The organism is Blautia sp. JLR.GB0024, assembly GCF_037000545.1.
GTDB classification, from domain to species: Bacteria; Bacillota; Clostridia; order Lachnospirales; family Lachnospiraceae; genus Blautia; species Blautia celeris.
Genome location: NZ_JBANBF010000013.1, coordinates 44,699 through 57,973, shown reverse-complemented (window position 1 = coordinate 57,973; position 13,275 = coordinate 44,699). Strand labels below are relative to the sequence as shown.

The 13,275-nt window shown below is 44.6% G+C and carries 10 protein-coding genes; 7 read left to right on the top strand and 3 right to left on the bottom strand.

What is annotated here, in order from left to right; genetic code table 11:
* Positions 1 to 144 precede the first annotated feature (144 nt).
* Positions 145 to 1,794 carry a TM1812 family CRISPR-associated protein gene (locus V8Q34_RS21800; RefSeq protein WP_256282810.1) on the top strand — a complete coding sequence of 550 codons (1,650 nt, stop codon included), beginning with the start codon at positions 145 to 147 and terminating at the stop codon, positions 1,792 to 1,794.
* Between the two features lie 230 nt (positions 1,795 to 2,024).
* Here V8Q34_RS21800 and V8Q34_RS21795 read toward each other — a convergent pair whose 3' ends face one another.
* Entirely contained in the window at positions 2,025 to 2,381 is a 357-nt protein-coding gene (locus tag V8Q34_RS21795; protein ID WP_052099077.1) for an ATP-binding protein, read from the bottom strand.
* A 511-nt stretch (positions 2,382 to 2,892) separates the two neighbouring features.
* Between V8Q34_RS21795 and V8Q34_RS21790 the strand changes: the two genes are divergently transcribed.
* The 3 genes from V8Q34_RS21790 (at position 2,893) to V8Q34_RS21780 (ending at position 4,537) form a co-directional block, all read left to right on the top strand.
* Complete coding sequence (locus V8Q34_RS21790) at positions 2,893 to 3,225, top strand: PadR family transcriptional regulator (RefSeq protein WP_227210353.1); 333 nt, start codon at positions 2,893 to 2,895, stop codon at positions 3,223 to 3,225.
* Entirely contained in the window at positions 3,206 to 3,709 is a 504-nt protein-coding gene (locus tag V8Q34_RS21785; RefSeq protein ID WP_158588592.1) for a DUF2812 domain-containing protein, read from the top strand. Before V8Q34_RS21790 ends, V8Q34_RS21785 begins: the two co-directional genes overlap by 20 nt.
* Before the next feature lie 78 nt (positions 3,710 to 3,787).
* Positions 3,788 to 4,537, top strand: a complete 750-nt coding sequence (locus V8Q34_RS21780; protein WP_033140026.1) for a creatininase family protein — start codon at positions 3,788 to 3,790, stop codon at positions 4,535 to 4,537.
* A 256-nt stretch (positions 4,538 to 4,793) separates the two neighbouring features.
* Here V8Q34_RS21780 and V8Q34_RS21775 read toward each other — a convergent pair whose 3' ends face one another.
* The gene (locus V8Q34_RS21775) at positions 4,794 to 6,269 is read right to left on the bottom strand and encodes an alpha-L-fucosidase (RefSeq protein WP_227210354.1); all 1,476 of its coding nucleotides are present in this window, start codon (positions 6,267 to 6,269) and stop codon (positions 4,794 to 4,796) included.
* A gap of 369 nt (positions 6,270 to 6,638) precedes the next feature.
* On the opposite strand from V8Q34_RS21775, the gene V8Q34_RS21770 reads away from it, so the two are divergent.
* Both V8Q34_RS21770 and V8Q34_RS21765 read left to right on the top strand, forming a co-directional pair.
* Positions 6,639 to 7,505 carry an AraC family transcriptional regulator gene (locus V8Q34_RS21770; RefSeq protein ID WP_227210355.1) on the top strand — a complete coding sequence of 289 codons (867 nt, stop codon included), beginning with the start codon at positions 6,639 to 6,641 and terminating at the stop codon, positions 7,503 to 7,505.
* A gap of 151 nt (positions 7,506 to 7,656) precedes the next feature.
* Positions 7,657 to 9,669 (top strand): DUF2264 domain-containing protein, encoded by a 2,013-nt coding sequence (locus tag V8Q34_RS21765; protein WP_227210356.1) that lies wholly within the window; start codon positions 7,657 to 7,659, stop codon positions 9,667 to 9,669.
* Between the two features lie 46 nt (positions 9,670 to 9,715).
* Here the strand turns inward: V8Q34_RS21765 and V8Q34_RS21760 are convergent, their stop codons facing one another.
* On the bottom strand, positions 9,716 to 11,962 hold the full coding sequence (locus V8Q34_RS21760) for a helix-turn-helix transcriptional regulator (protein ID WP_227210357.1): 2,247 nt from the start codon (positions 11,960 to 11,962) through the stop codon (positions 9,716 to 9,718).
* A 359-nt stretch (positions 11,963 to 12,321) separates the two neighbouring features.
* Here V8Q34_RS21760 and V8Q34_RS21755 point away from each other — a divergent pair, with 359 nt between their 5' ends.
* A complete protein-coding gene (locus tag V8Q34_RS21755) occupies positions 12,322 to 13,266 on the top strand; it encodes an ABC transporter permease (protein WP_225305202.1) in 945 nt (314 codons plus the stop codon).
* Positions 13,267 to 13,275 lie beyond the last annotated feature (9 nt).

Sequence of the window (13,275 nt, the reverse complement as noted above, 5' to 3'; positions counted from 1 at the left end):
TTTTCAACACACTCTAATAATCCATTCGGCCAGAAATTTTCAGCTATAACCTGTGAGGCTTTAAAATATTTGCATGTTAAATACTGTCATAAAATTAACTGCAGATATTAAAATCTTATTTAAAATGTAAAGGTGTACGTGTATATGATAAAGGGGAATAATATGATGAATGCTCGGAATAGTCAGGAACTTGAGTCGAAAAAGGAAGGTACAGTACCAATGCCCAGAGAAACGGTTGCAGTAATACCGGATATTTCAGATAGTGTATTGCATCGATTTAAAGCAAATAATATTTTGTTGTTGAATATGAGTATATTACGTAGTGACGGGAATATTACAGAAAGCTCATATTGTTATAACGGAATTACAGTTAAAGGATTCGGACAATTGGAAGCGGTTCCTAAATTATTAATAAAGGAAGGTAAAACGCCGGATATTATCATTATACTTGCATCAGCTGCTACGAGAAAAGAAGTGGATTTTTCTATTCAAAGTGAAGATAGTACAATTGCAAAACGAGGTTCGGCAGTAGACTTTTTTAAAGAGCAAATAGCTGAAGCGAGTGGAAATTCTGTTTCCTTTAAAGTGGTAGAACTGGATAAAAGAAATGCATCTCATGTGGAGCATTTAAAAAATGGAGAAAATCGAGAGCAGGAATTGAATAAAAAAGACGTTGTTTCCGCAGTAGGAAATGTAGTTGATATTATCCGATTATTAAAACGTAATAATGAGAAAATTAATTTGTATTTAGATATTCATGGCGGTCCAAGGGAAGATCAGGTGGTAATTGAAGCTATTATTAATCTGCTTGCTATGGAAGATATCTGCATTACAGATGCGTTTAGTATTAGTGGTGGTGGTCAGAATGTTCCTATTATGAACGTTACCGAACTCTTTAAAATCTTTAACTTCGTATCAGCAATGAATGAGTTTACGAACTTTGGGCTGGGTAAAAGTATAAAGGAATATGTGAGTGGACTTTCAAGAGAGGCATATGAGGACGAATTTTATAAGGAAATATCCAACGGTATTGGAAGAATTTCAGATGCATTGCTGTTGTGTAGAGTAAACGAATTTGAGAGTGCGCTAGATAGTATGCAGAAGATTATAGAAAAACGCGATCATAAAATAGTAATAAATGATTACCTGGATATATTTATTAAAAATATTAAAAATAATTATGGTGTTTTGCTGCAAAAAAATAAAAGAAATCTGCAAAACGAAGTGCTTTGGGCATATAAAAAAGGGTTTTATCAGCAGTGCCTTGCAATCATTGAAGCAAAAACACCGGAATATGTATTTACAAATTTTTTTGAATACTCTGAAACAGATGGGGTGAAATGTGAAATATGGAATAAACAGAATAATTGCAGAAAGAAACAGATAAGTAAGCGGTACTTTTTAAACCGTATTTCAAGAGGAAGATGTAAAGATTCGGTAGAATCACAGTATGAGTATTTATCAAAAACATTGTTGTATTCAAAGCAAAAAATTAACCAGCGTAAAATATATGAAGTCATAGATTACGAACTAGAAAATAACAGAAAAGATAACAGAAAAGATAACAGAAAAGAAAAATATGATATTATATTTTATTGCAAATTTACGCAAGGTGAAGATTTTGCGGGATTTTTGAAAGAGTGGAAAGTGATAAAGGAAATCCGTAATAACGTAATGCATTTGAGAGAGGATAAAAAAGTTTCTATTAATCAAGAAAAGGTGTGGGTGACACTTACAGTCGTTCATGATCAAATAAAAGAATATCTACGTTTACTTAATAAACTTAAAATATAATAGTTAAGTAAAAAAATTGTAATCTGTATATGAGAAAGTAACTGCAACTGGTGGGATGACAGGTGAGATAATTTTATGTACAATCGTATCGGAAAGTATAGGATGGTATGAAGGCAAGATATTTGTATTACACAGGGGGGCTGTAGATTACGACCGTACAGGGCCGTAATCTACAGATGCCGATATTATTTAATTATAAATGCAGCAGCCAGTCGATCACATTTATCAATTTAATACCGTTGTAATTGGATGGATTCCAGCGGACGCATTTCTCTGGCAAAAGTTTCATCTCCGGTCATATCAGCTGTTACCTGGAAATAGGTGTATGCATTTTGATTCCTGGCAACAAAATCTACTTCTGTGTTGCCGAGTTTTCCAATATTAACTTGATAACCGTGACGAAGCAGTTCAAAATAGACAATATTCACGATTGAAAATCCCAAAACATACCGCTGCCACGGAAGGATATATCCACTAAGTCCAAAATCAACAATGAACCATTTGGAATTGGTTTTTAAGAGCTGCTTTCCTACAATATCAAAACGGTCTGCTTTGTAGAAGATAAAGGATTCAGAGAGAGCTTCCATATAATCACTTACAGTATTGGCAGATGTTTTTTTTCCATTGGATGTGAGATAATCATTTTTACAGAAATGAGATTGCCGACAACACTGGAAAGATAGCAGACTATTGACTTTAGAAGAGCAATATCTGTAATTTTTCTTTTATTCGGGTCATTTTCACGGCTGATCTGCCGGTCTTCCATATACTTAATAATAACTGTATTATAAATGCCTTTCAGATAGACGTATGCTTTTTCCGAAGTTTTTTTCATGGCGGACAGATAATGGAAGCCGCCATATTGCATATATTCTGCAAATACAATGTCTGCATACCTTCCTGTGTCCTCCATGGTGTAGTAATCCAGAAAGCAAAAGGGGAGTATGGAAATTTCAATGTATCTTCCGGTAAGGAGGGGTGTGAGATCACTGGGAAACAAATAAAATTCCGAAATCGGAATTACAATTACCTCTTGCGTTATGCCTCCCAAAGAGATATAATAATATTACACTAAACGTAATAAAGAAGGGAATATGCATGCGCGAATGCGGAAATGAAATTTTGACCGAAATCTCCTATCTGGTATTGCTGGCATTCTGCAGTCCGAATCATGGATATGGAGTTATGCAGTTTCTGGAGGAGCACACAGAAGGCAGGGTAAAACCCGGGGCAGGAACACTTTACGGGGCAGTGAATGCGCTGCTGAAAAAGGAGTGGATCGCTCTATATGCCCGGGATGACAGGAAAAAGACATATTTGATCACAGATCAAGGCAGAGCTGTTTTGGAAAGGGAAGTGAGAAGGCTAAAGCTGAATTACACATTGGGACAGCAGATATTGAATGGAGGGGATGAGAATGGAAGTGACTAAATTTTTTCTGTCCATAGAAAAGGAAGAAAAGTGGCTGAATGATATGAGCAGTGAAGGCTGCCGTTTCGTCGGAAAGCACGGGTTCTCTTATAAGTTTGAGCCCTGCGAAAAAGGGACATACCGGTACTGTATAGACCAAAGGGGATTTCTTAAAAACAGTGAGGAGTTTGTGGGATTTTTAGACGAGTTAAATATGAAACTTGTCCATAAACAATGGGGATTCTACTATTTTGAAGCAGATAGAAGCTGCAGTACGGAAAAAATATATACGGACATAAAATCTAAGTCCAGTTTTTACCTTCGATGCATTTTATGGCTTGCGTGTATCGGAATATTAAACATCTCCATAATAAACCATGCAAATGGTCCCTATTTTTTAAATATTTCAATTCCTATAGTTGCAAATACGGTTGTGTTATGCCTGGTATTATCTGCAATATTGAAATACGTTTGGAATATCCTTTTGCTGCATCTGAGAAAGTAGTTTGGTATTATGCCGGAGTATATTAAAAAACTTCATGCATCCATACAAAGAAGAGAATAAAAGAGGAGGAAATACCACATGACAGAAAAAGTCCTGTACGAAGAGCTATGCCCGGCAGAATTTCAGGACCGGCTGCAGGCGTGCCCTGTAGCGTACCTGCCGCTGGGGACGCTGGAATGGCATGGGCCTCATCTGCCCCTGGGAGCGGACGGGATTCAGTCTCAGGAGTTATTTATACGGACAGCAGAAAGGATAGGCGGAATCGTATTGCCGAAACTCTTTCTCGGGCCTGACCGGTTTTACCATGACCCGGAGAGGGAGCTTTACGGTATGGATATTTGCACAGGCGGGACCATAGTGCCTTATGAAATGCAGCAGCTTCCCGGAAGTGCCTACTGGATGCCGGATGAGGAGTACCGAGGAATGATTCTGCGTATTGGAGCAAATCTGTCCAGAGCAGGATTTAAAATTCTTGCTGCCCATGGCCATGGGCCGTCCATCCGGCAGTTTGGTGCTCTGAAAGAAGAACTGCACAGCAAATGCGGTCTGATCGGGGTGACAGCTTTTGATTTCATGGAAGATGACAGGCTGAGATTTCAGAATGACCATGCTGCAGCCAATGAGACTTCCATTACCATGGCGGTCCGCCCGGAACTTGTTCAGCTTGAACGGATTCGGAACGGAGAGGAACTGCCCATAGCTGTGGCAGGGGCTGACCCGAGGACAGATGCCTCACGGGAATACGGAATGGAAATATTGGAGATGAATGTAAATGCCCTCTGCCGGGGAATCGGAGAGCTGCTGAACAAGGAAAAACTTACTTTGTAATGGCGAGAGGATGCGAAGATAATACTGTTCAAGTTTAATGGTATATGCCCTGCCGAAAGTACGGGAGGGACTCATCTGCCGGTTTTTGCGGAGACAGGTAAGAACTGCTGGTTAGAGTCACCGTTTAACTGTGATTACGGAGGAGGAAAAGAACATCAAATGCCCCATAAATGTCATGATACAGGCACTTATGGGGCATTTTTACCATTAGAGTTATGACAAATGGCTGTGCGTCTTCTGCCATCCGAAAGAGCGGCTATTTGATTGCAATCTTAAACACTACGGGTTTGTCGGATCTCACATTCTGCGTTTCTATTTCCAGCCCGTTTTCTGTTCTTTTCCATATCGGGGATTCCTCAAAACCGAGCACTTCCACATTTTCAACGATGCCGTGGAATTTCGGCAGTCTGGATGCAGCCTGTTCGGCCAGGGATTTTATGACAATGCGGCCGTCTTCAGGATAGGAAAGGCAGGCGGCATAGAGGTGTGATCCCTTAACTGTGAACCGGAAATCCTCTTTTGTAAAGACCTTGTCCTTACCATCTGTAAACTGTCCTTCTTCCACCTTTGTGGGACCTTCCGCGGCTGTGCGCCACACGCGGGAGCCGTAAATGGCCTCACCGTTTGCCTTCAGCCACGCTCCGATCTGCAGCAGTATCTCCGTGTCCTCCTCCGAGATGGTTCCGTCTGCCTTCGGGCCTACATTCAGCAGAAGATTTCCGTTTTTGCTGACCACATCCACCAGGTCACAGAGGATATCCTTTGCCTTTTTAAATTCGTTGTTCTCTGTATAACACCAGGAATTTTTTGCGGCAGCAGTATCTGTCTGCCAGTAAAATGGCTGTACGTCCGCAAACTGTCCCCGCTCAATATCCACCAGGGCGGTGCCGAACATGAAGGCGTCGTGTTTATAGGCGATCACAACCTCTTCTTTCCACTCTGCGGCGCGGTTATAATAATAGGCAGCGATTTTCTGCAGATAGGGTTTGGCGCTGCTGTGCTGGATCCACCAGTCAAAGTACAGCTCTTTTACGTGGTAGCGGTCTACAAGCTCACAGGTCCGCACCATCCAGTCCTCCAGAAATTCTCTGGTGGGGACGGGTTCGCTGAATAAGTCCTGATGGTCCCCCTCCGGCATGGCAGGCCAGTACAGGTCTCCTTCTTTTTCAAAGCCGGTGATATCGCTGTCAAAATCCCGCCCATGTCCCATAAAAAACCAGTGTTCAATACGGTGGGTGGAGGCTCCGTTCACCAGCCCGTTTTTATGCATTTCCTCTGTCAGTTCTCCCAGGACGTCACGGCGCGGGCCCATTTCAAAGGTGTTCCAGTGGGAAATATCGCTGCGGTACATCTGGAAGCCGTCGTGATGCTCTGCAACAGGAACAACATATTTGGCCCCGGCCTTTTTAAACAGGTCTATCCAGGCAGCAGCGTCAAAGTGTTCCGCTTTGAACAGGGGAATGAAATCCTTATAGCCGAAGTCTTTCTGATCTCCATATACCCGGCGGTGGTGTTCATATTCCGGACTGCCCTGTATGTACATATTCCGCGGATACCATTCGTTTCCGAATGCGGGGATAGAGTAGGCGCCCCAGTGAATAAAAATACCGAATTTTGCATCCCGGAACCAGGCGGGGGTCTCGTGGGCAGAGAGGGAATCCCAGTTGGCTTTGTATGGCCCTCTGTTAATGACATCTTCGATTTGCTGTAAATACATTTCTTTGCTGTACATAGGCGTTCTCCTTTCCGTAACTGTCTCTATTGTATGTCCCGGCACAGGAAATAAAAAGACAGAAAAGCGTCCAGTTTTCTGTCAGGATGTTGTTATTTTCAGGGTGAGGACACCGCGTGCTCAAAACCGGTTTTCATATACGCGGAAAGCATGTATAATTACAAAAAAGGTGTAACTATTCAGCCAGCTGAATAGTTACGGGTATTCGCCCATTAAAAATCGCTTTGCGATGGGACGAATACCTGCTACCACTACTCTTATGCACGGTCAGCGCAGTAAATGCGCAGACCTGACTGAACAGTTATAAAAAGGTAACGATTCCGCCGGCTGAATACTTACCAAGTAAAGCTTCTGAAAAGAGGAAGAAAAATGGCAGATGTGAATTACAAAGTGAATCTGGACGGTGTACCGTTTCATATAGTATCTGTGGGACATGGAATCACAGGTCACATTAAGATGCACGTGCACAGCATAACCAGCTATGAAATTCATTATATAGAATCAGGAGAAGGCATACTGCGCCTCCGCTCGGGAGAGCACGGACTTAAAAAGGGGACCTTTTACCTGACAGGACCGGGAGTGGCACATGAACAGATCACAGTGTCCCGGGAGCCTATGGAGGAGCTGGTCCTCTATTATACGGTTCCCCTGTCCTGCAGGGCGCAGCCGCAGCGGGAGGACTGGATGGAATGCCTGCTGGACCAGCGTTTCTGGATTGGAGATGATGCGGGGGAGGTGTCGGATATCCTTCGGGGGATAATCCGTGAGACAGAGAGGAGACCTGCCGGTTTTCAGGCAATGATACCGCATCTGGCAGGACAGCTTTTTATCACACTTGGCAGAATGTACCGGGCAGGCCAGCCGGAGCAGGGGGAAGTGTACATGCCCTGCTCCGATGAGGGGAAATATCTGCAGATAGAGAGAATGTTTCTGGACGACCCGGTACATATTACCATACACGGACTGGCGGAAGCGCTTGGGCTCAGTGTGCGTCAGGTGCAGCGCCTGATGAAGAGCCATTATGGGATCACATTCCGGCAGATGCAGATGGATAATAAACTGGAGCTTGCCTGCCGTCTGCTGGAGGATACCCATGATTCTGTGGAAAAAATTGCAGAGAAGACCGGGTTTTCCGCGGCGGATTATTTTGGGTACTGCTTTAAAAAGAAATACGGGATGTCTCCCGGTAAGTTCAGAAAAGAGGCGGGCCAAAGACCGTGGATAACCGAGGAATAGAGTACGGTATTTGCAATGTTTTGTATAAAAATAGGAATAAAAAAATTCTTCATTCATGATATCATTCTATAGTGCTGGACACAGCAATACATAACACTGTCCCGACTGTATAATATCTATACATTAGAGTCCGGGCAGGGAGAGGAGATACATGAGGTTCAGAATAAATAACCCGGATCAAGAGAAAAGTCCCTATACCGGAATGACAAGAGAACACTGGCTGGATGCTGCTCAGTTTCTGTTAGATGGGATCTTCTCCAACATCGGGGATTTTGATACGCCCATATACTGTCCGAGAACAGAATTTGCGGTCAGTTATCCAAATAAAAACAGCGGGGAATGGAAAATATTTGCCGCCAGATTCGAGGGTCTGGCAAGGAGTTTCCTGATAGCGGCTCCGCTTCTTCACAACAGACCGGAGGCTGAAGCAGGAGGATTTTCCGTAAAGGAGTATTACAGAGAACATATACTTCGCGCAGTCACAAAGGGAACCGGGGATTATATGCTTACCTACAGAGAACTGGATGCCATGTCCGGGGAAAAGGAGCATTGCTTTCAGCATACCTGCGAGTGCGCGTCGCTGGCGATCGGCCTCTGGCAGTGCAGGGAAGTTATTTGGGATTCCTACACACAGCAGGAAAGGGATAAAATAGCGGAGTATCTGCGTGAATTCGGAGACGCAAGGACAGTGCCCCACAACTGGCGTCTGTTCAATATGCTGATCTTAGGGTTTCTGTGGAGCCAGGGATATGAAATTGATGAGCATAAGATGAAGGATCATGCCCAGACCATTCTTTCCTACTATGCCGGTGACGGCTGGTTCAGGGACGGACACCGTTTTGATTATTACAGCCCCTGGGCCTTTCATGTGTATGCTGCACTCTGGAATGTGTGGTACGGGTACGAGAAAGAGCCGGATATGGCAGAACGGATAGATGCGTATTCCAACTGCCTTCTTCAAAAATACACGGGAATGTTTGACAGAGAGGCCCATGTGACCATGTGGGGAAGAAGCGGTATCTACCGGAATGCCGCCACTGCACCCTTTGCCTCGGTGTTCTTCCTGAAAAGGCACGAGATGGACCCCGGACTTGCCAGGCGGATCAATTCCGGAGCGCTTCTGCAGTTCATACAGAACGATAAAGTGTTTCAAAACGGTGTGCCTGTTCTTGGGTTTTACGGGGAGTTCCCGCCCATGCTTCAGGATTACAGTTGCGCAGAGAGTCCCTTTTGGATGGCAAATCCGTTCCTCTGTCTGAATCTTTCGAAAGACCACCCCTTTTGGACTGCGAAGGAGAATAACGGGGACTGGGACACTTTGAGGGAGGACGCGTACAGCTCTTATGTCATGGACGGACCGGGAATCGCGGCCTTCCATCAGGGGGCCAATGGGGCCGCGGAATTCTGCACAGCTAAAAATGTGTTCCACCCGCAGGATGATTACATCAAGGCATATATACGTCTGGCGTTTCACAGCCGTTTTCCCTGGGAGGATTTTGACCGCCGGGGGGCAGAGGCCATGCAGTACAGCCTGCAGTACGATGGAGAGCATCAGGCACAGATTCCCAATATCATGCTGTATGGCGGGGTGCGGGACGGCGTGCTGTACCGCCAGGAGTATTTTAACTTTCAGTATAATTTTCAGGGGCTGGCATGTATGGATCTGGCGGATATTCCACTGCCTAACGGTATCCTGCATGCGGATAAAATGAGGATACATGAGAAACCCTTCACCCTTACTTTGGGAGCGTATGGTTTTCCGAAGGAGGGGAACGTACAGACAGAGCGCAGGTCAGATGGCACAGCGCAGGCCTTGATCGTGAAAAATGAAAAGCGGAGCCTGGCCTTTGTGAGTTATACCGGCTTTGACAGCGTTGAAATGAAGGAGCGCACAGGCGTAAATGCAGTCGCTGAGAGAAGTATTCTGCTTTACGGAAAATGCAGAAGAGAAGAGTATTATGAGTACAGGCCCTATGTGATGGTCTATGCTGTTCTGACCGCGGAGGGCAGGGAGTTTACCGGGGAGGAATTGTTCCCTGTCAGTGAAATCAAGTTTCAGGATGAGGAGCAATGCGGAGCTGCAGGGCCTGTGAGAATCACGCTGCGTTCAGGGAGAACGGTCTGCGTGGATTATGAAGGGCTTGAAGGTAATTTAAGTCTTTAGACAGGCACGTTTATGAACAAAAAAATGAGTCCGGGTTTTCCCGGACTCATTTTTTTGCTTTATCAATAACATGTTCCGCATACTTCTGCGGTGTCATTCCCGTATATTTACTGAATACCCTGATAAAGGTATTGGAACTGTTGAAACCGGTCATAGCACTTAAATCTTTTGTTTTTAAAGACGGGTCCTTTTCCAGCAGCGCCCTGGCCTGATTGATGCGGTAATTGTTCAGGTAATCCTTAAAGTTATTGTCACTGAGCTGTTTAAAGAGAATCCCGCAGTATTTGGGGGAGATGTTGAACTGGTCTGCCAGGTCGTTGAGCATGATATTGTCCCTGTAATTCTGATGGATATAGTCAAGCATGCGGGACAAAATAGCTTCATCCTGTGTCTGGCTGCGCCTGTTTTTCTCCTTTATGATCTCAGAGATGACGGTTTTGATGCCTGTTATGGTCACGGAATCGGCCCAGTGTGTGTACCAGTGTTCATAATCAATGGACCGGCCGATAAATTCCTCGGGGCTTGTCTTAAGCTCCTGAAAAACCCTGTTTATGGTTCCGATCAGAGCGTAGACAAAGTTCTGGAGAACCTCCATGGACAATACCTTGTGGACAAGATTTTCCCGGATCAGGCTGTCGAACAGTTCCATTGCCTGTTCCCGGCCGTTGATGATCTCCTGGATCAGCTTGTTCTCCGTTGAGAGAGGATAAGAATAGGTGGCGGAATCTATAGCGGCGATCTGTTCGTGGGTAATGATCTTGTCATGGGGGAGCATGGGCAGATACTCTGCTATTTTCAGCGTTTCCTGATAACAGTGGTAGAGATTTTCAAATCCCCGTCTTACTGTGCTGAGCACGGTCTGTTCCTCCCAGTATTTGCCTGATTCGTCACCTTCCATAGGCGCGGACAAAGCCCTGGCGGTCAGTAGTTTTGCGCTCTCCATACTGTCGGTTTTCAGGATCAGGGCGCAGCGGTACATGGAAAGCTTCACGAATACAATATCATCTCTCTTTACGCAGTTCTGGAAGATCAGGTTCTTGTACATTTCAAGCTGGCAGAATCCGCTGTCATCCAAAGTCTGGGAGGCATCCGGTGAAAAACATATAAGCCCCACACAGAACAGGCTGTTGTCAGGGAAATACGGTTTTTCTTTGGGGGCCAGATATCCATTGGGGTCTGTGAGCAGATTCTGGTAATACTGCTGGGCCAGAAGGGTGTTGGTGGTCTTCCTGGTTGCCATCAGGCTGTGGTTCAGACTCTGCATCTTTGCCAGGTTGTCGTTCAGGATCTGGAATTCATCGTAGCTTTTGGAATCTTTCTCTATATGAGGCTGCAGTACCTCGTATATGGGGCGGTACAGAAGGTTCACCACATAATAAAAGGCAGCGCTCAAAAGGATAAAAATGACCAAAACCGCCAGAAGAAAGAGGAATATGTTCATGGCATTGAAGCTATACCGGTCATACAGGTAAGAGATATTCCAGTTCATAGACAAAAGGTGGGCGTTGGCTATGTAATAACCGGATTTTTTTACGATATCCCTGCCTGCGTCCAGATCTGTTCCAAGGGATGTAAAGAGAGACACGTCATTTTCATCCAGGGAACTGGGGATAAACAGACCGTCCGTGTTGGAAATCCAGTATTTTTCCGGTGTGGCAGTACCCACAAGGGAGCTTATGGGGATATCAGCCATGTAAATACAGGTGCGCGGCTGCTTATACCCCTTGATCAGATAATAAAGGGAAGCCAGCTCGCCCCGGTCATTGTAATGCGGAATCACATAGGGAAACATATTTTTATCAAAATATTCCTGTATATCTGTCAGATCATCTTCCGATAATCCCTTTTTCTTTAAAAATTCAGAGACAGAGAAAGAACCCTCAGGGGACAGGACACTGGAATGTGTGTTGTCATCAAGATCTGTCTGTCCGTTGTTGAGCAGAAGATACACCTGAAAGCGTGTTTCCACAGCGCCTGCGTATTTGAGAAGCGCTTTCTGTGCCCGGGAGGAGAGCAGATAAAAATCACGTGTGCCCTCTGAGACAGACCATTCCTTGATCAGGGAATCATTTACGATATCCGTCATGGTGTTGGATATCTCTTTCAGAGAGACTGCGCTCTTTTCCTCCAGGATCGTGCGGGATACAGAGATGGAGGTCTCATAATTCTCTTCTGAGCGCTGAGTCAGCAAGATGCCTGAGACGGAGGCCAAAACAAGAGTCACCACAGCGGCCAGAAGCAGGAATACGATTTTCAGTTTTTGGTGATATAATCCGGATGGCTGTTTCTGCATATCTGCTGTCTCCTTTTTTCTTTGATCCGCGTCAAGTTCCCGCTGCCAGGTTTATGTGCGAAATGGAAGGGGGATTTTCCTGACGAGATTAAATTATAATTGCATTTTGTTGATAATTCAAGTGGAAGCGCCTTTATTTATGGGCCTTGGGATAAAATGGTGATGATTTGAAAAATGGTGATGCCCCGGAAACAAGCGCTTCTTTGAAAAACAGGGACGAAGTGAAAAATGTGTATCCCAAAAACCCGGAAGAAAATAAGCCGTGGAATTTGATGATTTACATTTCAAAAAATTTCCGTTAAGGTGTGGATATCGACTCGAAGCGCTTCGATAAAGGAGAAAGGAGAGAGAAGAGGACTTTGGCTAAACAACAAATAAAAATACAGAAGAAAAGAAATTTTTCTTTTGTCATAAAAAAGATAGCTTCAAGTAAGGAATTATACCTTCTGCTGCTTCCCGGTATTATATGGTATCTTCTATTTGCTTACCGCCCAATGACAGAACTCAAGATAGCATTTTACGACTACAATGTATTTCAGGGTATTAAAGGAAGTACATTTGTGGGACTGCAGAACTTTATGGAATTTTTCAGAGGGAAGGATTTTCCCAGGGTATTAAAGAATACCTTAATGATCTCCTTCTGGCAGCTTTTGATCTGTTTCCCGCTTCCGATTGCCCTGGCAGTCTGTGTGACGGAGATGAAGAACAAGTTTGTCAGCAGGATGACACAGATGTCCACATTACTGACACATTTCATATCAGTCGTGGTTGTCTGCGGTATCGTGATCAACTTCCTGTCTCCAAGTACGGGGGTCATCAACCTGGTGCTGGAGAAAATCGGTGTGGACCCTGTATACTTTATGACGAAACCGGAATATTTCAAGGGAATCTACACATTAATGACCTTATGGCAGAACGCGGGATTTGATGCCCTGGTGTATATCGCGGCGATCATGGGAATTGACCCGCAGCTTTATGAGGCAGCAACCGTGGACGGCGCGGGGAAAATGAAGAAGATTTTCCATGTGACGATTCCCGCCATTGTGCCCACAATCGTGACGATGCTGATCCTGAAGCTGGGAGGTATTATCAAGGTGGGATACGAGGCAATCTTACTGTTATACCAGCCGGCAACGTATTCTGCGGCTGATGTGATCTCTACCTATTCTTATCGTCTGGCATTTGAGAATGGAAACTATGGGCTGTCTGTTGCTGCGGGACTCTTTGAATCCGTGGTGGCATTTATCATGGTAATTCTTGCAAACAGATTCAGCAAGAAGATTTCCGATAACGCGTTATGGTAAGGGGGAAGA

Excerpts from the sequence above, each read along its gene's own strand:
- V8Q34_RS21795 (WP_052099077.1), bottom strand. The coding sequence starts at position 2,381 with ATGGAAGCTCTCTCTGAATCCTTTATCTTCTACAAAGCAGACCGTTTT.
- V8Q34_RS21785 (WP_158588592.1), top strand. The coding sequence starts at position 3,206 with ATGAGAATGGAAGTGACTAAATTTTTTCTGTCCATAGAAAAGGAAGAA.
- V8Q34_RS21780 (WP_033140026.1), top strand. The coding sequence starts at position 3,788 with ATGACAGAAAAAGTCCTGTACGAAGAGCTATGCCCGGCAGAATTTCAG.
- V8Q34_RS21765 (WP_227210356.1), top strand. The coding sequence starts at position 7,657 with ATGAGGTTCAGAATAAATAACCCGGATCAAGAGAAAAGTCCCTATACC.
- V8Q34_RS21775 (WP_227210354.1), bottom strand. The coding sequence starts at position 6,269 with ATGTACAGCAAAGAAATGTATTTACAGCAAATCGAAGATGTCATTAAC.
- V8Q34_RS21800 (WP_256282810.1), top strand. The coding sequence starts at position 145 with ATGATAAAGGGGAATAATATGATGAATGCTCGGAATAGTCAGGAACTT.
- V8Q34_RS21770 (WP_227210355.1), top strand. The coding sequence starts at position 6,639 with ATGGCAGATGTGAATTACAAAGTGAATCTGGACGGTGTACCGTTTCAT.
- V8Q34_RS21790 (WP_227210353.1), top strand. The coding sequence starts at position 2,893 with ATGCGCGAATGCGGAAATGAAATTTTGACCGAAATCTCCTATCTGGTA.
- V8Q34_RS21760 (WP_227210357.1), bottom strand. The coding sequence starts at position 11,962 with ATGCAGAAACAGCCATCCGGATTATATCACCAAAAACTGAAAATCGTA.